A 20,299-nucleotide genomic window follows, 5' to 3' on the forward strand; every position below is an offset into this window, starting at 1 on the left:
AGGGATGCGCTGACGGGACGGCCGCTCGGGGCCGCCGACGCTGACAGCGTAGAACGTAACCCGCATCACAGGAGAGGTTTCGGTGAATTTCGACTAACTCAATTTCTCGGGATGTGGCGTCACCGGTGTCACGTCGGCCGGATCCGGCACCGCGGACCGTCGCCCCAGCACCACGATGGTGGCCAGCACCGTACCGAGGAAGATCGCGTTGTAGGGGTATACCAGGAAGAACTGTGCCCAGGCCGGGCCGGTCTCGGCCTTGAAGAACAGACCCATCAGGTACGCGTCGGGCATGACGCGGTTGACGAACCACATCGGGTACGCGAAATGCGTGCGCCACGCGAACGCCACCAGGATCACGAGCACACCGCCGGCTCCCGCGAGCACCCGTCGGATCGGCGAGAGATCGGTACGGAGCACCAGGTCCACGCAGATCACCAGCACCGGGACGAACCACACCCAATGATGTCCCCACGACATCGGGGAGATCGCGCAGGAGGTCATGCCGACCACCGACAACGCCAAGAGCTCATGCCCGTTGCGGTGGGCGAGGACGGCCGCGGCCATGCCCAGCCCGAGGGCGATAAGGACCACCGTCAGCCACAGCAACTGATTGGGGGCGTCGGAATGTGCGAGGTTGGCGATCATGCCGCGCAGTGACTGATTCCCGAGGGTCTGGGGCGCCCCGACCCTATTGGAGTCGAAGAGTTTGTCGGTCCAGTACGACCACGAGGCGCTCGGCAGGAAGACGAAACCGACGACCATCGTCAGCAGAAAGCCGCCCACGACCCCGGCCATCGTCCGCCATCGACGCAGCAGCGCGTAGTACAGCAGGAAGATCAGCGGGGTGAGTTTGATCCCGGCGGCGATGCCGGCACCGATGCCCTTGAGTCGTGAACCGTCGGGCCGGAGCAGATCGGCGAGGATCACCAGCAGCAGAAAGACGTTGATCTGGCCGTACCAGATCGTCGTGCGCACCGGTTCGAGCAGCATCGACACCGCGACCAGCCCGACGGCCAGGCTCCGCAGTGGCCACGTCGCGCGTCGACCCAACGCCGCGAAGCACAACATGATGACGACGTAGAGCGCGACGATGATGCCGATACTCCACACGATCCGCGCGGCCCCGAAGGACATCCACGCGAACGGCATCAACACCACGACCGAGACCGGCGCATAGGTGTAGTCCATCTGCCCGAGCAGTTTCGCGTCGTAGAGGCTGCCGCCGTCCCAGACGGTCCGGGCGCCCTCGCGATAGACGTCGAGATCGAGCTGGTAGTCGAACAATCCCCAGAACGGGGTGGTGAACGGCATGATCGCGTGCTGACACCACAGTGCGCCCGCGGCGAGGATCAGTCCGAGCGCAACCAGGCCCACCTGCCGGGCGATGAGCGTCGGGGTGCGGCGCACCCGGTCGGTGGTCGGCTCACCGTCCGTCAGCATCGGCGTACCGGCACACCCACTCCTCAGGAGTCGATCGCGGAGATCAACGTCTCCGTGGCGGCGAGCAGTACGCAGGTGGCGACGCCGTCCATCGCGACCTGGAGGTCATCGGTGCTGGGGAAGGTCGGTGCGAGCCGGATGTTGCGGTCGTGCGGATCGTTCTTGTACGGGAATGCCGAGCCTGCGCCGGTCAACGCGATACCGGCCTCCTTCGCCAGGGCGATGGTCCGCTTGGCGGCACCGTCGATGACGTCGAGATTGATGAAGTAGCCACCCTCGGGTTCCGACCAGGATGCGACCTTGGATTCGGCGAGCCGGTCGGAGAGGATGTCGAGGACCATCTTGAACTTCGGCGCGAGAATCTCGCGGTGCCGGGCCATGTGGGCGCGCACGCCGTCGGCGTCGCCGAAGAACTTCACGTGCCGCAGCTGATTGACCTTGTCCGGGCCGATGGTGGCGAAGCCGACGTTCTTGACGAACCAGTCAACGTTGGCCTTCGACGACCCGAAGAAGGCGACGCCGGCACCGGCGAAGGTGATCTTCGACGTCGAGCCGAGCACGTACACGCGGTTCGGGTGCCCGGCCTCGGCGGCCCAGTCGAGCACCGGGAACGGTGGCGGCGGGGCGTCGACGAGAGTGTGGACCGCATACGCGTTGTCCCAGAAGATGCGGAAATCGTCGGCCGCGGGCATCGACAGCAGCGCTCGGGTGACCTCCTCGCTGAAGGTCACGCCGGTCGGGTTGGAGTAGGTGGGGACCGCCCACATGCCCTTGATGCTCGGGTCGGCGGCGAGGAGTTCGGCACACACCGCGACGTCCGGGCCGTCGGGGTTCATCGGCACGGTGATCATCTCGATGCCGTACTGCTCGGTGATCGCGAAGTGGCGGTCGTAACCGGGCGCGGGGCACAGGAACTTGACCGGCCCCGAGCCCCACGGCTGCGCCGCGTCCGGGGTGCCCTTGAGCAGGCCGAAGGTCACCAGGTGATGCATCAGGTCGAGGCTGGCGTTGCCGAAGGCGATCAGGTTGGCGGGGTCGACGGCGAGGAGCTCACCGAAGATCGCGCGGAGTTCCGGAAGTCCGGTCAGGCCCCCGTAATTGCGGGTGTCGGTGCCGTCGGCGGCCTTGTATTCGTCACCGGGCAACGCGAGCAATTCGTTGGACAGGTCGAGTTGCTCGGGCGCGGGCTTGCCGCGGGTGAGATCGAGTTTCAGGCCGGCCGCGCAGAGCGCGTCGTAGAGCTTTCGGAGGTCGTCCTGGGTGGCGCGGAGTTCGTCGGCACTCTTCGAGTGAAAGTTCAACGCGGGACCTCTCGCGAAGCCGACGCATGGGGTGGGCGTCGGCGAAAGTGATCTGGTGTTGGGAGATCTGTAGGGGACCCCGCGCACCCGAGAGAGCCCGTTGACCCTTGCTGCCTTCCGGCCCTGGGGGAGTTCACAGGATGCACGCCGCGCGGGATCCGTCGTCAAGTGTAGCGAGTCGGACCGGGCCCGCATCACCACCCCCGAAACTGCGCCCACAAACGGTCAAACCCGACCATTGCGGCATCGGCTGCGCGGTGGGTGACGCCGCCGTAGCGTCGGGCAGATCCCCACAAGGGATCGTCCATCGCACGACAACATCTCACCACCCAGGAGATTGAGAACCCATGGCCTCTGTCGACCAGAAGGCGCCCGCGTCCACCGGGCACGGCTCGCTCGGATCGAGCCTCAAACCACGTCACATCACGATGATCTCCATCGCCGGGGTCATCGGCGCCGGCCTGTTCGTCGGCTCGGCCAACGCGATCGAGAAGGCCGGGCCCGCCGTCCTCATCTCCTACGCGATGGCCGGCACGCTCGTCGTTCTGGTGATGCGGATGCTCGGCGAGATGGCCACGTCCAACCCCGACACCGGATCGTTCTCGGTCTACGCCGACCGCGCGCTGGGCCGCTGGGCCGGATTCTCCGTCGGCTGGCTGTACTGGTGGTTCTGGGTACTGGTCATCCCGGTCGAGGCCACGGCGGCCGCGGCGATCCTCACCGACCTGATTGGTGGGGCGCAATGGATGTGGGCCCTGGCGGTGACGGTGCTGCTGACCGTCACCAACCTGGTCAGCGTCGGCAACTACGGCGAGTTCGAATTCTGGTTCGCCCTCATCAAGGTCGTCGCGATCGTCGCGTTCATCGTGATCGGTGTCGCCGCCATGCTCGGCTGGATTCCCGGCTCCGAGGTGAGCGGGATCAGTCACCTCTGGGAGCCGGACGGCTTCATGCCCAACGGTTTCGGCGCGGTGATCGCCGGCATGCTCATCACCATGTTCTCGTTCATGGGCACCGAGATCGTCACCATCGCCGCGGCCGAATCGCCGAACCCGGAGAAGGGCATCACCAAGGCCGTCAACTCGGTGATCTGGCGTATCTCGCTGTTCTACCTGGGCTCGATCTTCGTGGTCGTCGCCCTGCTGCCCTACGATCAGTTGCCCGACGGGTCGTATCAGTCGGTGCTGCAGGCCATCGGCATCCCGGGCGCCGCGGTGATCATGGACATCGTCATCCTGACGGCCGTCGCGTCGTGCCTGAACTCGGCGCTCTACACCGCCTCCCGCATGCTGTTCTCCCTCGGCACCCGGCACGACGCCCCGTGGGCGGTGCGACGACTGACCGGCAACGGGGTGCCGTGGGTGGCGGTCCTGCTGTCGATGGTGGTCGGGTTCGTCGCGGTGATCGGCAACTACGTCCTGCCCGACAAGATCTTCGCGTGGCTCCTGGCCACCAGCGGTGCGATCGCCCTGTTCGTCTATCTGACCATCGCCGCGAGCCAGCTGAAACTCGGACGCAGTCTGCGGTTGGAAGGGCATCGGCCGCCGGTCAAGATGTGGCTGTTCCCCTACCTGACCGGCGCCGTCATGGTGTTCATCGTCGCGATCCTGATCCTGATGATCTTCGACGACGGCCAGCGCCAGGCCATCCTCTTCTCCGCGATCTCGGCCGCGATCATCGTCGGCGCGGGTGTGATCGTGCAGAAACGCAGCACCGATCCGCATCCGGTGGCGCCGGCGGAGGACTGATATCCACCGCCGATGAGAAAAGCCCCGGTCCCGCTGGATCACAGCGAGGCCGGGGCTTCGGCGGAGGATAGGAGATTCGAACTCCTGAGGGCTGTTAACCCAACCCGCGTTCCAGGCGAGCGCCATAGGCCACTAGGCGAATCCTCCAACGTCGGTCGATGATACTGGTCGGGCCGTCGCAACCCAAACCGCCCGGTGCCGGCTCCGCCGATCCCGCCGACGATGAGCTGCCTTCAGCCGGGCACGGGTGCCGTCATTCAGCCCTTCACCGACAGCGGCTGCCCGGCGACCATCAGCACCACCGACTCCGAGGCATCCGCGATCGCCGTGTTCAGACGCCCCAGCGCGTCCCGGAACAGCCGGCCCGATTCCGCGGCCGGAACCACGCCGCTGCCCACCTCGTTGCTCACCGCGACCACCGGCTGCGGGCAGGCCGTCCATGCCGACACCAGTCCGGCGACGTCGGCCTCCACCGCCGTCAGGTCACCGCTGTCCCACGCCCTGTGCAGATCCATCCGTGCCGTCAACCAGGTGCCCAGGCATTCAACGAGTACCGGACCGGTGGCCTCGCGCAGCGCCGCGGTCACGTCGGTCGTCTCGACGGTCACCCAGGCGGCGGGGCGTCGATGCTCGGCCACCCGTGCCGCCCACTCGGCGTCGCCGTCGGACGCGGCGCCCGCCGCCACCACCGTCACATCGGATCTGTCCGCCAGCAACGACTCCGCATACCGCGACTTGCCCGACCGTACCCCGCCGAGTACCAGCGTCCGCGTACCCCGACCTGCACCATCCTTCACGGTCACCTCCATGACATCGCCCGGCCCGCGCAGCGGCACCACCGCCGGACCATCGGGCCGGCCCAGCACCTCGACCCGAGCACCGTAGACTTCCGAAACACGTTGTGCGGTCAGCACTTCTGCCGCAGACCCGTCGGCGACGATCCGCCCCTGCGCCATCATCACAAGCCGCGCCCCGTAGTGCGCGGCCGCCGTGAGATCGTGCATCGCGGCGATCACTGTGATGCCCGCGTCCCGCCGCATGGAATCGACGAGGTCAAGCACCTGCTGCTGATGCCCGATGTCGAGTGCGCTGGTCGGCTCGTCCAACAGCAGGACCCGCGGCTCCTGCGCCAGCGAGCGCCCCAACACCACCCGTTGCAGTTCTCCACCGGAGAGCGCCGTCGCGAGGCGGTCGGCCAGACCACCGAGACCGAGACGGGCGATCACCGCGTCGACGACCTCGTCGTCGTGCGCCGTCTCCGTGCCGAAGCGCCGAATGTGCGGTGTGCGGCCCAGCCGGATGAGTTCGCGCACCGTGACGCCCTCGGGTGCCACCGGTCGCTGTGGCATCAGGGCCACGGCCCGGGCCACCGCGCGCCGAGGTGAGCGTGCCGGCATCAGCCCGGCGACCTCGATCTCACCGTCGAAGGGCACCAGGCCCACCATCGCGTGTAGCAGAGTGGTCTTGCCACAACCGTTGGGCCCCACCAGCGAAACCCACTCGCCAGGGGTAACCGCCAGATTCACCTCGTGCAGTACCCGCCGGCCGCCGCGCTGCACCGCGAGGCCCGCACACCTCACCGTCCCGGTCATGCCGCGCTTCCGGCTGCGGCGCAGGACCAGCAGGAAGAACGGCGCACCGATGGCCGCGGTCACCACGCCGATGGGAAGTTCGCCGGGCGCGGTCACGGTCCGCGCGATCACGTCGGCCAGCACCAGGAACGCACCACCCACCAGGAGTGACAGCGGCAACAGCAGACGATGCCCCGGCCCCATCATCAGCCGGACGGCATGGGGTATCACGATGCCCACGAAACCGATGAGCCCGCTCGCCGACACCACCGCGGCGGTACCCAGGGTCGCCACGCCGATCAGCAAGAGCCGCACCCGTTCCGGCGCGATGCCCAAGCTCGACGCCTCGACGTCACCGACCGCCATCACGTCCAGCGTCCGCCGGTACAGGGTGATGACCGCCACCGACACCACCACATACGGCAGCACCCGGGTCACCTCGGTCCAGCCGTCGGTCGACAACCGCCCCAGCATCCAGGAGTAGACCTGGCGCAGCGTGTCGTCGTGGAGCTGCATGAAGAACGTCTGGATCGCGTTGGTGAAGGCGGCCACCGCGACGCCGGCGAGGATGATGACCACCTCATTGCGCCCACCACCCACGGTCTGCCCCAGGGCGTAGGTGGCGAACACCGCGATCATGCCACCGGCGAAGGCGGCCACCGGAACTCCCGTCGACCCCATCACCCCGCCTGCGACGATCGCCAGCGTCGCACCAAGGCCCGCCCCGCTGGAGACGCCCAGCAGGTAGGGATCGGCAAGTGGGTTGCGAAACACACCCTGGTAGGCGGCGCCCGCGATCGCGAGCATCGCGCCCACGATGGCGCCCAACACCACCCGTGGCATCCGCACGTCCCAGAGAATGGCCTGTTGGCGGGGTGTGAGTCCGGAGTCGATGTTCACCCACGGCAGCCGGTCGGCGATGTCGGCGAGCACGCCGCCCGGCGTCAGACCCGCGGGCCCCACCAGGATGCCGACCAGCATGGCGGCGATGAGTGCGACGGTGGCAATGCTCAGCGCGACCACGCCACGCCGACCCACTCCGGTCATGGTGCGGGCGCGGTGACGGGGAGACCCTTCACGATTCCGGCGACCTGATCGACGAGGTCGACGACGCGTGGGCCCCACCGGCTGGCGATGTCGCCGTCGAGGACATGCACCTGATTGTCCTTGACCGCGGCGATCTGGTCCCAACCCGCTCTCGCCGCAACGCTTTGTGGCGTGACCCCGCAGCATTGCGCGTCGGCGAGGAAGATGACCTGCGGGTCGGCGTCGAGGATGTTCTCGGCCGACAGCTGCGGATACCCGTTGCCGCCGGTCGCGATCGATTTCAGCCCCAGCATTGTCATGATCTGCCCGATGTAGGTGTCGTCGGTGACCGAGTAGAAGGTGTTGTCCAGCTCGTAGTAGTAGGTGAGCGGGGTCTCCCGGGTGGGCACCGACTGCACGGTCTTGTCGATCCGGGTGCGCATGGACGACACCAGTTCGGCGGCATCGCCCACATGTCCGGTCGCCGCACCCACCTGCTCGATCTGCGTGTACGTGTCGTCGAGGGTCTTGGCTGCGGGCAGTTGCAGGACCTCGACACCGGATCGCTTGAGCTTGGCGATGATGCCGTCGCTGTCGTCGGAGAGGACCACCAGGTCGGGGTCGTAACCCAGGATCGCCTCCAGGTTCGGCGTCTAGCCCGAGAGCCTGGTCTTCGGTGCATCGGGTGGGTAGTTCGACTGGTCGTCGACGGCCTTCACCTGATCCCCCGCGCCCACGGCGAAGAGCATCTCGGTGGCCGTGGGGCTCAGCGAGACGATGCTGTCCGGGTGCGCCGCCCCACTCCGGTCCGCCGGGGTGGTGTCGGTGTCCGCGCACGCCGCGAGCAGTGCAAGAACCGCGATGAGCGAGGCGAACAGCGATGATTGGCGTCGTGACACGGCACCGTCCTTCGTCCGAGGATCAGTTGGCTACCCGACGCATCGGCTGACGTGGCTCACCCTCGGGCTCACAGTTGCGCCGACAGCGCCGGATTCGCACCGGCTTCCGCCGAAGTCGCGTCAGGTGTCCCGCCGGGTATGCCTCCGGCAGAACATGTGAAGGGTAGCCCAGCGGCGCACCGCGCCATCGGGATGGCCGCGACCACCCATTCGGGCCCGGACAACGGACGTACGCTCGATGTCGTCGGGTCTGCAACCCGTACCGGTCACCCGACCCGCACCGATGCCGCCGTCGAGAGGAAGCGATGTCTGATCCGTCGAGCCCATCCGTACCGATCGCCGTCCTCGGCGCCACCGGGGGCCAGGGCGGCGCCGTCGTCGACTCACTCCTCGCCGCCGGGGTGCCGGTGCGCGCGGTGGTGCGCACCTCCGGCTCCGAACGCGCCCGGGCTCTGGCCGATCGTGGCGTCGAACTCGTCGTCGGCGACATCGTCAGCGGCAATGGACTGACCGAGGCATTCACCGGCGTCGCGGGGGCGTTCGCGTTGACGACGCCATTCGAGACCGGGGTGGACGCCGAGCTGGTCCAGGGCGACGCCATCATCGCCGCGGCCACTGCGTCGGCACTCCCCTATCTGGTGTTCAGTTCGGTGGCCAGTGCGAACATGAATACCGGTGTGCCGCATTTCGATTCGAAGTACCGGGTCGAACAGCGCTTGGCCGCGACCAGCATTCCCCACACCATCGTCGGCCCGACCTACTTCTACGACAACATCTTCGGCAGCAAGGATGCGATCGACGCGGGACTGCTGCTGATGGGTATGCCGACCGACCAGCCGCTCCAACAGTTGTCGCATGCGGATCTCGGCGACTTTGTCGCGGCTTTGTTCGCCGATCCGCAGGCGCACGTCGGGCAACGCATCGACATCGCATCGGACTCGGTGACGCCGGGTCAGATGGCGGCGGTCCTGTCCTCGGTCCTCGGCACCGAGATCCGCGCGGAAGCCTATGATCCGGAACGGATCTCATCACCGGACATGCGGGCGATGTTCACCTTCCTCGGAACAACCGGCTACTCCGTCGACATCCCGGCACTGCACCGCGATTTCCCCAGCATCGGGTGGCAGTCCTTCGCCGAGTGGGCCGCAGGCGCTTTCGGCTGACCGGTCATTCGATGCGGTTGCCCTTCTCGTCCCAGTGTGCGGCGACCTTCTTGCTCGGCTGCACCCGCGGGGGTTCACCCGGCATCTTCGGATAGCTCGGCGGGTAGGGCATGTCACCGAGACCGTCGGCGTCGTCGCGGTGCACCATCTCCAGCAGTGGCTCGAGACCTTTCCGGTGGTCGGCGATGTCGGCCATCGGATCACCGCGCCGCGCAACGAGATCCGGCACCGACGCCATCGTGCAGTCATCGGGATGCACCTCGGCGAGTTCGGCCCAGGTGACCGGCGTCGACACCCGGGCGGTGGCGCTGCGCCGGACCGAATAGGGCGAGGCCATGGTGCGGTCGCGGGCGTTCTGGTTGAAGTCGATGAAGATCCGTTCGCCGCGTTCCTCTTTCCACCACGAGGTGGTCACACCGCCCGGATCCCGGCGCTCCATCTCGCGGGCGATGGCGATGACGGCACGGCGGGTCGCGATGAAATCCCATTGCGGTTCGATCGGGACAAACACGTGAATGCCGCGTCCCCCTGAGGTTTTCGGGAACCCGGTGTAGCCGAGCTCGTCGAGAAGCGGGGCGAGGATCTCGGTGGCGACGCGTCGCACATCGTCGAAGTCGGTTCCGGGCTGCGGATCGAGATCGATCCGCAGTTGGTCGGGATGGTCGTTGTCGTCGTCGTGGGTGGGCCAGCTGTGGAAGGTGACGGTGCCCAGGTTGGCACCCCAGACGATGTCGGCGGGGACGGTGGGGCGCAGGGCATCTCCGGCGCGGCCGGACGGGAAGGTGATCCGGGTGGAGAGTACGTGCTCGGGACGTTTCTTGGCGATGTGCTTCTGGTAGATCTCGTCGCCGTCCACGCCGTCGGGGAACCGTTGCAGGAACGTCGGGCGGTCGCGGAGCGCGGTCATGATGGGGCCGTCGGCATCGTCATGCGGTAGTGCCATCGTGCGGTAGTAGCCGACGAGATCGCGTTTGCGGCCACCGTTCTCGCCGAGTTCCGGGAAATAGATCTTGTCCGGGTTGCTCATTCGGACGGCGATGCCGTCGACGTCGAGTTCCTCGGCAGGCGATCGCGAAGCCACGTCAGTCCTCCCCTTCGAGCACGTCATGCAGGTCGTAGGTCAACGGGACCTCGAGTTGGTCATAGCCGCAGCTCTCGGGGTCGCGGTCGGGGCGCCAGCGCAAGAACTTCACGGTGTGCCGGAAGCGCCCGTTCTCCATCTGATCGTAGGCGACCTCGGCGACGAGTTCGGGCCGGATCGGAATCCACTCCCCCGACTTCTCCGACCGCCACCGGGTGGGTTCGCCGGCGGCGGGTTTGTCCGGGTCCACCCGCATCGGCTCGAACATCTCCTGCAGTTCGATGCGTTTGGCGTCGGTGAAAGCGCCTGCGCCGCCGACCATCCTGGGTTGTCCGTCGTGGTAGAGGCCCAACAGCATCGAACCGAGTCCGGTGCCGCTCTTGTGGATTCGATATCCGATGACCACGCAGTCGGCGGTGCGTTTGTGTTTGACCTTGATCATCTCGCGTTTGTTCTCCACGTAACGCCCGGCTAGACGTTTGGCGACGACGCCGTCGAGTCCGGCCCCCTCGAACGCCGAGAACCACTCCTGCGCCTGGATCGGGCTGTCGGTGACGCGGCTGACGTGGAACCGGCGATCACGCACACCCGGGCCGATCGCCTCGAGCAGTGTGTTGCGGCGGGTGGTGAAGGGTTCGGCGAGCACGCTGGTGGCGCCCAAGGCCAGCGCGTCGAAGCCGATGAAGATCGCCGGGGTGGTCTCGGCCAGCATGGTGACCCGCGACGCGGCCGGGTGGATACGTTGGGCCAGTGAGTCCCAGTCGAGGCGATGGGTGCCCTCGATCAGGGACGGCACGCCGATCTCACCGTCGAGGACCACCTTGTCGGGCAGTTCGTCGCGGGCGGCGTCGACGATCTCCGGAAAGTACCGCGCCAGGTCCTTGCCGCCACGCGACCCGATGACCACCTCGTCGCCGTCCCGAAAGAGTAACGCGCGGAACCCATCCCATTTGGGCTCGTAGGACCATTCGGGTTCGTCGGCGGGTTGCGGGGGGATACCGGTGGTGGCCTTGGCGAGCATCGGCGCGATGGGCGGGTTCACGGGGAGGTCCACGGGTCCATCGTCGCCCACTTGTAGCCTCGGGGGCAATGATCAACAGTTCCGGCGATTCCGGTTCCCCGGCGCCCGCGGTGACACCGGCGGGCCGATTCGCGCCGTCTCCGTCCGGCGCGCTGCACATCGGCAACCTGCGCACCGCGGTGCTGGCCTGGTTGTTCGCGCGGACCACCGGGCGTCGGTTCCTGCTGCGGATGGAGAATCTCGACCGGACGGCCGTCGGCGCCGATGCCGGGCAGATCGCCGATCTGCGATCACTGGGGATCGGCTGGGAGCCTCCGGTGATCTATCAGACCGATCGGCTCGGCCGGTATCGGGAGATCATCAACGGGTTACGCGCGGCCGGTCGCACCTTTGAGTGTTTCTGCACGCGGCGGGAGATCCTCGAGGCGCCGTCGGCGCCGCACACCCCGCCCGGCGCGTACCCGGGCACATGCCGACACCTCAACCCGGCCGAACGTGACCGCAAGCGGGCCTCCGGGCGGCCACCGGCCATCCGGATCGTCGCCGATGTCCGCGAGTTCACGGTGACCGATGTCCTGCACGGCAACTACACGGGTGCGGTCGACGACTTCGTGATCCAGCGGGGAGACGGCGCACCCGCCTACAACCTCGCGGTGGTCGTCGACGACGCCGAGCAGGGTGTCGATCAGGTCTGCCGGGGTGACGACCTGTTGTCGTCGGCACCCCGGCAGGCGTATCTGGCAACCCTTCTCGGGCATGCGCCACCCACCTACGCGCACGTGCCGATGGTGCTCAACCCTGACGGTGTGCGGTTGAGCAAGCGTGACGGTGCGGTGACGCTCGCCGATCTCGCTGCACGCGGCGTCGACGCCGCAACGGTTCTCGACCACATCGCGACGTCGGCGGCCCTGGCCGAGGCGGGCGAGCACATCGACATCGTCACGCTCGCAGAGCGTTTCGACCCTGCCGCGCTGCCCCGGCAGCCGTGGATCCTGACCGCGGACGAGTGGGACTGAGCCGCCCGTGTGACGCTCATCCCCTGGGCATCAGCCGGGATCAGCCGGCCGTCGCGAGCAACCTCGTCAGCACATCATCGATCGACAGCACACCGGTCACCCGGCCCTCGTCGACGACCACCGCAATGTGATTGCGGTACTGACGCATCCGACTCAACGCGTCGTACACCGGCAGACCCGGATCGAGTTCGAGCACGTCACGCATGAGATCGCCGGCGGTGGCTCCGGTCGGCGCGTCGAGGCTGTCACGCACATGCACCACGCCACACACGCGATCTCCCTCGCGCACCAGCAGGCGCAGATGTCCGGTCTCACGACCGCGGTCCTGGATCTGCTGGGTGTCGGCGTCGGCGCCGACACCGTTGGGCTCGACGAATGTCGCCACATCGCCGACCGTCAGCGCGGCGAGGTCCAAAGCGCTGGTGAGGTGTTCGCGGTAGCGCTCCTCGAGGGTTCCGACCATCGCCGAATGCTCGACGAGCTGCCGCAGGGTCTCCGGGTCTCCGCCGCCGGCCACCTGGTCGACGGCGTCGACGCCGACCATCTTCAGCACCCGGTTGGCGAACCGGTTGAGCACGACGATCAACGGACGGGTGAACCACATGAACACCCGCATCGGAATGGCCAGCAGCACAGCAGATTTCTCCGGATGTGCGATCGCCCACGACTTCGGCGCCATCTCACCGACCACCAGATGCAAGAAGGTGACGATGATGAGCGCCAGGACGAAGCCGGCGACGTCGGCGATCCACAGCGGCGCGCCGATGTGCTCGATCGCCGGGGTCAACCAGTGATGCACGGCCGGTTTGGTCACCGCACCCAGTGCCAGGGTGCAGACGGTGATGCCCAACTGCGAACCGGCAAGCAGCACAGACAGTTCCGAAGCGCTGCGCAGGGCCGCCCGGGCGGAGCGACTCGTTGACGCAGCATCCTCCAGCCGGTGCCGGCGAGCCGCGATCAGCGCGAACTCGACGGCGACGAAGAACGCGCTCGCGGCAATCAACCCCAGCGTGACGGCGACGACAACCCACGGATTGCTCATCGCTCGTCCACCTTCTCGCTCATCTCCACCGTGACCAGCACCGACGAGGGCACCCGATTGGCGACGGACACCACCGTCGCCGTGACGAGCGGCTCCGACGCGGGGGCGTCGTCGGCGAGGGCACCGGGGTCGGGTTCCACGGGCAGCTCGATCGTGTCCCCTTCGGCGGGAAGCTCGCCCGCCGACGCGATGATCAGACCACTGAGGGTTTCGTAATCACCTTCGGGCAGTTCGTGTCCGAGCGCTCGGGAGACCTCGTCGAGGTGGGCGTCGCCACGGATCAGCCAACCGTCGTCGGTCTTTTCGATGGGCCCGGGGGACAGCGGGTCGTGTTCGTCGTCGATCTCGCCGACGAGTTCCTCGGCCATGTCCTCGGCGGTGACAATGCCGGCGAAGCCGCCGTATTCGTCGATGACGACCGCCATTTCGTCGCGGGCCTCGGTGATCTGATCGAGGACACGAGGCAAGGGCAGCGTGGTGGGCACGATCACGGCGTCGCGCACCAGATCACCGGCGATGCGAGCCGTCGGCGTCGGCGTGGCCGACCATTCCAGGACGTCGCGCAGGTGCACGACACCCACGACGTCACCGGATTCGTTGTCGAGCACGGGATATCGTGTGTGTCCGGTGGCCATCTTGGTGCGCACCTCTCCGAGATCGAGCTCGGCCGGCACGGAGTCGACGCGCGGTCGCGGCACCATCGCGTGTTCTGCGGTGCGTTCCGGGAACTCCAACACCCGATCGAGCAGCTGTGACAGTTCCTCGGGTATCTCACCCGACTCGGCGGACTCGGCGACGATGTGTTCGAGGTCGCGCGGGGTGGCCGAGTGCTCGACGTCGTGCACCGGCTCGATGCGCAAGGCCTTCAGCAACAGATTCGACGCGGCGTCGAACAGTGTGATGACGGGTCCGAAGATCTTGAGGTAGGTACTCGTCGACAGGGCCAGGCGGCGTGCCACCGGTTCCGGCCGGGCGATCGCGAGGTTCTTGGGGAACAGCTCCCCGAAGACCATCTGGATCACCGTGGAGAACAGCACGGCCAGCACGGTGCCGATGGCCACACCCACGGTGACCGGGACGCCGACCTCGTCGAGGAGGTCACCGAAGCCCGAACCTATGAGAGGTTCGGCAACGTAGCCGACGAGGAGGCCGGTCACGGTGATGCCCAGTTGCGCGCCGGACAGCATGAACGACGTGCGGCGTGTCACGTTCAGGGCACGTTTCGCGGCGGCGTCGCCGGCCTCCGCCCGCGCCTTGAGGCGCGACCGGTCGACGGCCATGTACGCGAATTCCTGGGCGACGAAGTAGCCGGTCAGAGCGGTGATCAAGAAGACCACCACGATACCGATCAGGATTCCGAGCAAGGTCAGCAGCATGACGCCCCGCTCTCGCGGGTGGCGACCACGGCTCGGTCAGAAGAGGATGCCCCCGATTGGGGGCCGGATCGTCGGGGTCTCTTGCGTTTGCGCTGCGCGCGGGTCATCGCTTCTTTCGGTCGAGAGTGGACGTCGCCGGCTCGAGTCGGCCGGCGCAGGTCCCAGGATACGTAAACCCAACGAATCGCCCGGGTTCGGAGTTCCCGGCGAGCGCTGTCAGTGCGGAGGCGGGCGCTGTCAGTGGTTGCGGGGCGACCCGGCGTAGTAGCGGCCGAGGAAGTCGTCGCGGTAGGCCTGGTAATCGCCGGTCTCGATGGCGCGGCGGGCACCGTCGACCATGTCGATGATGAAGGCGACGTTGTGCAGGGTGGCCAGGGTTGCGGCCAGTCCCTCCTTGGCCTTGAAGAGATGATGGAGGTAGGCGCGGCTGTACTGCGAGGTGTAGTTGGTGATCTCGGGGTCGATCTGGCCGAAGTCCTTACGGAAGCGCGAGTTGGTGATGTTCACCCGACCGTCGCGGGTGTACACGGCTCCGTTGCGGGCGACGCGGGTCGGCGAGACACAGTCGAAGGTGTCGGCACCGTTCTCGATGGCGGTGAAGATGTCATCGGGTTCGCTGATCCCGAGCAGGTGCTTGGGCATGTCCTCGGGCAATTCCTCGTTGACCCAGCCGACAATGGTGCCGAGGTTGTCCTTCTCCAGGGCGCCGCCGATCCCGAAGCCGCCGAAGCCTTTTCCGCCTGCATCGCGGTCGATGCGGGACAGTTCGGTGAGGTCGCGCGCGGCCTTGCGTCTCAGATCCTCGTACTGGGCACCTTGGATGACACCCCACAGCGCCTGCTGTGGCCGCTGACTGCGTTCGGTGGACAGCCGATTGTGTTCGGCCAGACAGCGAATCGCCCACAACCGGGTGCGTTCCAGCGACTTCTCCTGATACCCACGGGTGTTCATCAAGGTCGTGAGTTCGTCGAAGGCGAAGATGATGTCGGCGCCGAGCTGATGCTGGATCTGCATCGACACCTCGGGAGTGAACCGGTGAAACGAGCCGTCGAGGTGCGACTTGAACGTCACCCCGTCGTCGTCGACACGCGACAGCCGTTCCTTGCCCTCGGCGATTTTGTGGTCGTCCTGCTCGCCGGTCACGTCCATCGAGATGACCTTCTTGAACCCGGCACCCAGCGACATCACCTGGAATCCGCCGCTGTCGGTGTAGGTCGGCCCACGCCAGTTCATGAAGGCCCCGAGGCCACCCGCCGCGTCGACGACGTCGGCCCCCGGCTGCAGGTACAGGTGGTAGGCGTTGGCCAGCACGGCCTGCGCGCCGAGTGCCTCGACCGACTCGGGCAGCACCGTCTTGACGGTCGCCTTGGTGCCGACCGGCACGAACGCGGGCGTGTGGATCTCGCCGTGCGGGGTCGAGATGACGCCGGTCCGGCCGAGCGTCCCGGGCAGTCGGGTGCCGACCCGGTAGGAATGCGAGCTCACGCCCAGCATCTTCCCAAGAGGACGGCCGGGTGCCCAAACCGGACGCCGTCGGTGCCCCGGACCGCTGCGCCGGTTCGCTACGGTGAAAACCATGTCGCATCCCACTCGTCGCCGGTCCCCCCGATTCATCACTGCCCGAATTGTCGTCACCGGGATGGCCGGGATCGCCGCCCTCACGCTCGCCGCGTGTGGCAGCGACGAGCCGTCCACCACGACGAGCACCGTCGCGTCCGAACCCGAGGTGACGACGCCGAGCACCAGCGTTCCGGTCGTCGCCGGTCCGAGCCCCCGTTCGCAGAGCGGGTCGAGTTCGGCCGCGACCTCGGCGGCCGTCGGCGGCACCCAGTGCGGGTCGGTGGCCGGCCCCGACGGCTCGCTGGACGTGGTGGTCCTCGCCGGCGACGTCGACTGCGACACCGCCAAGGAGATCGCGAACGAGTACAGCCCGAAGATCGCGACGGGTCGCCAGCAGCGGATCTCGGCGTGGACGTGCGGACCGTCGGAGGTCCGCGGTGTTCTCGCGGCGTGCCAGAACGGCGACAAGGTCGTCGGCTTCATGCCGTGAAGACCTCCCGCCGCACTTGACCCTCACGCGACGTGAGGCCCGAAGGTTGATGATGTGAGCGAAGGACACACCCCGGTACGCCACGGTGAGTTGACCGTCGGCGCGACGGCCCGACTCGTCGGCGTGAGTGTGCGCACCCTGCATCACTACGACGAGATCGCCCTGGTGGTTCCGTCGGGCCGAACGAGCGCGGGGTACCGCATCTACACCGACGGCGATATCGAACGTCTGCACCGCGTCCTCACCTACCGTGAACTGGGGTTTCCACTCGAGCAGATAGCGACCCTGCTCGACGATCCGACCGCCGACGCGCTGACGCACCTGCGTGCCCAGCGTGATCTGCTGAACGACCGCATCGCTGCACTACACCGGATGGTCGCGGCTGTGGAGGACATGATGAACGCGAAGAAGAGCGGAATCTCGCTGTCGGCGGCGGAGCAGGCGGAGATCTTCGGCGACGAGTGGCGCGGCGAGGAGTACGCCGACGAGGCGCAGGAGCGTTGGGGCGACACCCCGCAGTGGGAGCAGAGCCGCAAGCGCACCGCGAAGTTCACCAAGGCCGACTGGCAGCGCATCAAGGCCGAGACCGACGCCTTCGAGGCGCGGCTGGCCGAGGCGATGCGCAGCGGGGTGACGCCCGGCTCCCCCGAGGCGAACACCCTCGCCGAGGAACATCGCGCTTCCATCGAGAATTTCTACGACTGCGGATACGAGATGCAGGTGTGCCTGGCCGACATGTACGTCGCCGATCCGCGCTTCACCGAACACTACGACGCCGTCGAGCCGGGATCGGCCGCCTATCTACGCGACGTGATCCGGGCCAACGCCGAGCAGCAGGGCTGACCGGCGGGCTGAGTTGACCCCGCCGGGATCTGCGGATCACACACCCGACGACGCGGATCGCTCACCAAACGGCAGCAACCCACGCAACAGCCGCATCGAACGTGTCCAGGCCGCCCGGCTCCACCACCGGCTCGACACCTCCTGACCCAGCCCGCCCACCGGCCGGGCCGCACTGCCGCAGAAACGTTGCGGCCGTGGGGAGTTACAGTCGAGCCTCGAGGCCTCGACCTCGACAAGCAAGGGCTCGCCGCCGTTTAGCTCAGCGCGTCGGCCACCCGCTCGAGCGCGGCGACCCGGCTGCCCTTGACGAGCACGGCGTCCCCGTCGCCGACGCCGTCGAGAGCGGCGACGGCCGCATCGATCCCGGAGACGTGTTGCGCGGTGGTTCCGTAGTGCGGTTCGTCGACGGCGATCACCTCGACACCGAGCGACTGCGCCTCCAGCGCGATGGCCTCGTGTTCGCCGGCCGAGTCCTCACCGAGTTCGGCCATGGTGCCGAGCACGGCGAACCGTCGACGCGCATCGAGCGCGGCGAGCGACCGCAGCGCCGCCGACATCGACGTCGGATTGGCGTTATAGGAATCGTTGAGCACGACGAGACCCGAGTCGGTGGTGATCAACTCCATCCGTAACCCCGACAGTGCCGCGCCGGCGAGACCGTCGGCCATCGCCTCCACCGGCACGCCGACCCCGCCGGCCGCGGCCGCCGCGGCCAACGCGTTGGACACCTGATGCTCACCCCGCGCACCGAGGTGCACGGCGGTCGATCCCCACGGCGTGTGCAACCGGAACGAGGCGCGCAACTGGGCGTCGACGCTGATGTCGGTGGCCGACACGTCCGCCGACGGGGTCATGCCATAACTGAGGACCTTCGCCGAGGTCCGCGCCGCCATCGCGATGACGCTCTTGTGGTCGGCGTTGAGGACGGCGAGTCCGTCGGCGGGCAGGGATTCGACGAGTTCGCCCTTGGCACGCGCGACCGCCTCGATGTTGCCGAACAACTCCAGGTGCACGCCCTCCACCCGGGTGACGATGCCGACGGTCGGCTGCGCGATCGAGCACAGGTAGGCGATGTGACCGATACCGCGCGCGCCCATCTCCGCGACCACCGCCTCGGTGTCGTCGGGGGCGTTGGCCAGGGTCAACGGCAGACCGAGTTCGTTGTTGAACGACTTCTCGCTGGCCGCGGTGACGAAGGTGGTCGCCAGCAATCCGGCGAGCAGATCCTTGGTGGAGGTCTTGCCCACCGAGCCGGTGACGCCGACGACCCGTTCGGGCAGGGTGCGGCGGACGAGTCGTCCCACCGAGGCCAGCGCTGCGGCGGTGTCATCGCAGGTGACGGCGGTGGCGTCGACGCCTGCGCGGGGCGGTTCGGAGGTCAGGTAGGCGGTGGCGCCGGCCGCGACGGCCGACTCGATGTAGTCGTGACCGTTGCGCTCGGCGACGATCGGGACGAACAGTTGTCCCGGCGACAGCGCCCGGGAATCGATTGCTGCGCCGTCGACGGTGATCGCGGGCCCGACCATCTGGCCGCCGACAGCGTCGGCGATCTCACTCACCTGCATCTGCACCCCTCAACGCTAGGACATCGGGCCCCGTATCGTGACACCCATGTCCTCTCCCCTGCTGCGTCTGGTGGTGCTCTACGGTGGTGCGTCCGCGGAGCATGACGTCTCCCGGGTCACCGCGGCCCATGTGATCGGTGCCGCCGATCCGGTGAAGTACGAGGTCGTGCCGATAGGAATCGCCAAGGACGGCACGTGGGTCCGCAACGATAAGGTGATCGCGTCGCTGAGCGATGGCACACCGCTCCCGGGTGAACTGCAGATCGAGGGCACGACCGTCGAGCCGCTCACCGAGCTGCGGAGCCATTCCGACGCCGCCGTCACCGTCGTGCTGCCGCTGCTGCACGGCCCGCACGGCGAGGACGGCACCATCCAGGGCATGCTCGAATTGTTCGGTATGCCGTACGTCGGGGCGGGTGTGCTGGGGTCGGCGGTGTGCATGGACAAGGCGATGGCCAAGGTCGTCGCCGCACAGGCCGGCATCCCGCAGTGCCGGTGGATCGAATTCCGGGACGGGGTGGACGATTCACGGACCATCACCTTCCGCGCCATCGAGGAACTCGGAGTGCCGGTGTTCGTCAAACCGGCCAACCTCGGGTCGTCGGTGGGCATCACCAAGGCCCACGACGCCGCCGAACTGGACACGGCGATCAATCTGGCGCTGCGCTACGACGATGTGGTGATCATCGAGGAGGCGGTGACCGGACGTGAGGTGGAGGTCGCGGTGCTGGGCAACGCGACGCCCGAGACGTCGGTGCCGGGCGAGATCTTGCCGGGCAGCGAATTCTATGACTACGAGGACAAATACGTCACCGGTGCGGCCCAGCTGGTGATCCCCGCACCACTGCCGGAAGAGGCGGCCGCGGAGGTGCGCGAGTTGGCCGCCCGGGTGTTCAGTGCGATGCGCTGCTCCGGGATGGCCCGGGTGGATTTCTTCTACGAAGAATCCGGTCGGGGCTGGCTCCTCAACGAGGTCAACACGATTCCGGGTTTCACTCCCGGCTCGATGTATCCGAAGCTGTGGGACGCCACCGGCCTGGCCTATCCCGACCTGATCGACCGCCTGGTCACCCTGGCGATCGATCTACACCGGCGGCGTTCGGGTTTCTCCACCGAACACTGATCCCCGGCCATCACGACATGCTCTCGCCGAG

15 protein-coding genes, 1 tRNA gene, 1 other RNA gene and 3 pseudogenes are annotated in these 20,299 nt (G+C 67.4%); 6 read left to right on the forward strand and 14 right to left on the reverse strand.

From position 1 onward, the window contains the following. Positions 1-93: 93 nt before the first annotated feature. From ACWETB_RS00120 to ffs, 3 genes are all read right to left on the reverse strand, one after another. Positions 94-1,314 (reverse strand): glycosyltransferase 87 family protein, encoded by a 1,221-nt coding sequence (locus ACWETB_RS00120; RefSeq protein ID WP_449744842.1) that lies wholly within the window; start codon positions 1,312-1,314, stop codon positions 94-96. A gap of 152 nt (positions 1,315-1,466) precedes the next feature. Then, positions 1,467-2,744, reverse strand: a complete 1,278-nt coding sequence (locus tag ACWETB_RS00125) for an aminotransferase class I/II-fold pyridoxal phosphate-dependent enzyme (RefSeq protein ID WP_452208546.1) — start codon at positions 2,742-2,744, stop codon at positions 1,467-1,469. 68 nt (positions 2,745-2,812) lie between these two features. Next, an RNA gene (ffs, locus tag ACWETB_RS00130) (signal recognition particle sRNA small type) lies at positions 2,813-2,907 on the reverse strand. Between the two features lie 184 nt (positions 2,908-3,091). Here ffs and ACWETB_RS00135 point away from each other — a divergent pair. After that, on the forward strand, positions 3,092-4,492 hold the full coding sequence (locus ACWETB_RS00135; protein WP_452208547.1) for an amino acid permease: 1,401 nt from the start codon (positions 3,092-3,094) through the stop codon (positions 4,490-4,492). A 61-nt stretch (positions 4,493-4,553) separates the two neighbouring features. On the opposite strand, the gene ACWETB_RS00140 is transcribed toward ACWETB_RS00135, so the two are convergent. The 5 genes and pseudogenes from ACWETB_RS00140 to ACWETB_RS00160 all read right to left on the reverse strand — a co-directional run bounded on the left by ACWETB_RS00140 (position 4,554) and on the right by ACWETB_RS00160 (position 7,988). Continuing rightward, positions 4,554-4,639 (reverse strand) — tRNA-Ser (locus tag ACWETB_RS00140). Between the two features lie 110 nt (positions 4,640-4,749). Then, positions 4,750-5,301 (reverse strand): bifunctional adenosylcobinamide kinase/adenosylcobinamide-phosphate guanylyltransferase, encoded by a 552-nt coding sequence (locus tag ACWETB_RS00145; RefSeq protein ID WP_452208829.1) that lies wholly within the window; start codon positions 5,299-5,301, stop codon positions 4,750-4,752. Positions 5,302-5,313: 12 nt separating this feature from the next. Further along, positions 5,314-6,084: pseudogene (locus tag ACWETB_RS00150) on the reverse strand (ABC transporter ATP-binding protein); the annotation flags it as partial. Positions 6,085-6,093: 9 nt separating this feature from the next. Further along, positions 6,094-7,044: pseudogene (locus ACWETB_RS00155) on the reverse strand (FecCD family ABC transporter permease); the annotation flags it as partial. Positions 7,045-7,106: 62 nt separating this feature from the next. Continuing rightward, a pseudogene (locus tag ACWETB_RS00160) lies at positions 7,107-7,988 on the reverse strand (ABC transporter substrate-binding protein). A 305-nt stretch (positions 7,989-8,293) separates the two neighbouring features. Between ACWETB_RS00160 and ACWETB_RS00165 the strand changes: the two are divergent. Continuing rightward, on the forward strand, positions 8,294-9,151 hold the full coding sequence (locus ACWETB_RS00165) for an NmrA/HSCARG family protein (RefSeq protein ID WP_452208548.1): 858 nt from the start codon (positions 8,294-8,296) through the stop codon (positions 9,149-9,151). A 4-nt stretch (positions 9,152-9,155) separates the two neighbouring features. Here the strand turns inward: ACWETB_RS00165 and ACWETB_RS00170 are convergent, their stop codons facing one another. Together ACWETB_RS00170 and ACWETB_RS00175 are read right to left on the reverse strand one after the other, a co-directional pair. Continuing rightward, the gene (locus ACWETB_RS00170) at positions 9,156-10,232 is read right to left on the reverse strand and encodes a DNA polymerase domain-containing protein (protein WP_449744831.1); all 1,077 of its coding nucleotides are present in this window, start codon (positions 10,230-10,232) and stop codon (positions 9,156-9,158) included. Position 10,233: 1 nt separating this feature from the next. Further along, entirely contained in the window at positions 10,234-11,286 is a 1,053-nt protein-coding gene (locus ACWETB_RS00175) for an ATP-dependent DNA ligase (RefSeq protein ID WP_449744830.1), read from the reverse strand. 35 nt (positions 11,287-11,321) lie between these two features. On the opposite strand from ACWETB_RS00175, the gene gluQRS reads away from it, so the two are divergent. After that, the gene (gene gluQRS / locus ACWETB_RS00180; RefSeq protein WP_452208549.1) at positions 11,322-12,269 is read left to right on the forward strand and encodes a tRNA glutamyl-Q(34) synthetase GluQRS; all 948 of its coding nucleotides are present in this window, start codon (positions 11,322-11,324) and stop codon (positions 12,267-12,269) included. Between the two features lie 40 nt (positions 12,270-12,309). Here the strand turns inward: gluQRS and ACWETB_RS00185 are convergent, their stop codons facing one another. The 3 genes from ACWETB_RS00185 to tgt all read right to left on the reverse strand — a co-directional run bounded on the left by ACWETB_RS00185 (position 12,310) and on the right by tgt (position 16,172). Beyond that, positions 12,310-13,311: a hemolysin family protein gene (locus ACWETB_RS00185; RefSeq protein WP_452208550.1), complete on the reverse strand. Its 1,002-nt coding sequence runs from the start codon at positions 13,309-13,311 to the stop codon at positions 12,310-12,312. Then, a complete protein-coding gene (locus ACWETB_RS00190; protein WP_452208551.1) occupies positions 13,308-14,687 on the reverse strand; it encodes a hemolysin family protein in 1,380 nt (459 codons plus the stop codon). The genes ACWETB_RS00185 and ACWETB_RS00190 overlap by 4 nt, the downstream gene beginning before the upstream one ends. A gap of 237 nt (positions 14,688-14,924) precedes the next feature. Next, entirely contained in the window at positions 14,925-16,172 is a 1,248-nt protein-coding gene (tgt, locus tag ACWETB_RS00195; RefSeq protein WP_449744826.1) for a tRNA guanosine(34) transglycosylase Tgt, read from the reverse strand. 91 nt (positions 16,173-16,263) lie between these two features. On the opposite strand from tgt, the gene ACWETB_RS00200 reads away from it, so the two are divergent. Both ACWETB_RS00200 and ACWETB_RS00205 read left to right on the forward strand, forming a co-directional pair. Next, a complete protein-coding gene (locus tag ACWETB_RS00200) occupies positions 16,264-16,737 on the forward strand; it encodes a hypothetical protein (protein WP_449744825.1) in 474 nt (157 codons plus the stop codon). A gap of 54 nt (positions 16,738-16,791) precedes the next feature. Then, the gene (locus tag ACWETB_RS00205; RefSeq protein WP_449744824.1) at positions 16,792-17,580 is read left to right on the forward strand and encodes a MerR family transcriptional regulator; all 789 of its coding nucleotides are present in this window, start codon (positions 16,792-16,794) and stop codon (positions 17,578-17,580) included. A gap of 254 nt (positions 17,581-17,834) precedes the next feature. Here ACWETB_RS00205 and ACWETB_RS00210 read toward each other — a convergent pair whose 3' ends face one another. Further along, complete coding sequence (locus tag ACWETB_RS00210) at positions 17,835-19,145, reverse strand: UDP-N-acetylmuramoyl-tripeptide--D-alanyl-D-alanine ligase (protein ID WP_449744840.1); 1,311 nt, start codon at positions 19,143-19,145, stop codon at positions 17,835-17,837. Positions 19,146-19,191: 46 nt separating this feature from the next. On the opposite strand from ACWETB_RS00210, the gene ACWETB_RS00215 reads away from it, so the two are divergent. Further along, positions 19,192-20,268 carry a D-alanine--D-alanine ligase family protein gene (locus ACWETB_RS00215; RefSeq protein WP_449744823.1) on the forward strand — a complete coding sequence of 359 codons (1,077 nt, stop codon included), beginning with the start codon at positions 19,192-19,194 and terminating at the stop codon, positions 20,266-20,268. Positions 20,269-20,299: the final 31 nt, after the last annotated feature.

It is taken from the genome of Gordonia sp. NPDC003950 (genome assembly GCF_053605205.1).

Coding starts and splice junctions, on each gene's coding strand:
- ACWETB_RS00135 (WP_452208547.1), top strand. CDS start 3,092: ATGGCCTCTGTCGACCAGAAGGCGCCCGCGTCCACCGGGCACGGCTCG.
- gluQRS (WP_452208549.1), top strand. CDS start 11,322: ATGATCAACAGTTCCGGCGATTCCGGTTCCCCGGCGCCCGCGGTGACA.
- ACWETB_RS00120 (WP_449744842.1), bottom strand. CDS start 1,314: ATGCCGTTCACCACCCCGTTCTGGGGATTGTTCGACTACCAGCTCGAT.
- ACWETB_RS00185 (WP_452208550.1), bottom strand. CDS start 13,311: ATGAGCAATCCGTGGGTTGTCGTCGCCGTCACGCTGGGGTTGATTGCC.
- ACWETB_RS00165 (WP_452208548.1), top strand. CDS start 8,294: ATGTCTGATCCGTCGAGCCCATCCGTACCGATCGCCGTCCTCGGCGCC.
- ACWETB_RS00215 (WP_449744823.1), top strand. CDS start 19,192: ATGTCCTCTCCCCTGCTGCGTCTGGTGGTGCTCTACGGTGGTGCGTCC.
- ACWETB_RS00200 (WP_449744825.1), top strand. CDS start 16,264: ATGTCGCATCCCACTCGTCGCCGGTCCCCCCGATTCATCACTGCCCGA.
- ACWETB_RS00145 (WP_452208829.1), bottom strand. CDS start 5,301: ATGGAGGTGACCGTGAAGGATGGTGCAGGTCGGGGTACGCGGACGCTG.
- ACWETB_RS00190 (WP_452208551.1), bottom strand. CDS start 14,687: ATGCTGCTGACCTTGCTCGGAATCCTGATCGGTATCGTGGTGGTCTTC.
- ACWETB_RS00210 (WP_449744840.1), bottom strand. CDS start 19,145: ATGCAGGTGAGTGAGATCGCCGACGCTGTCGGCGGCCAGATGGTCGGG.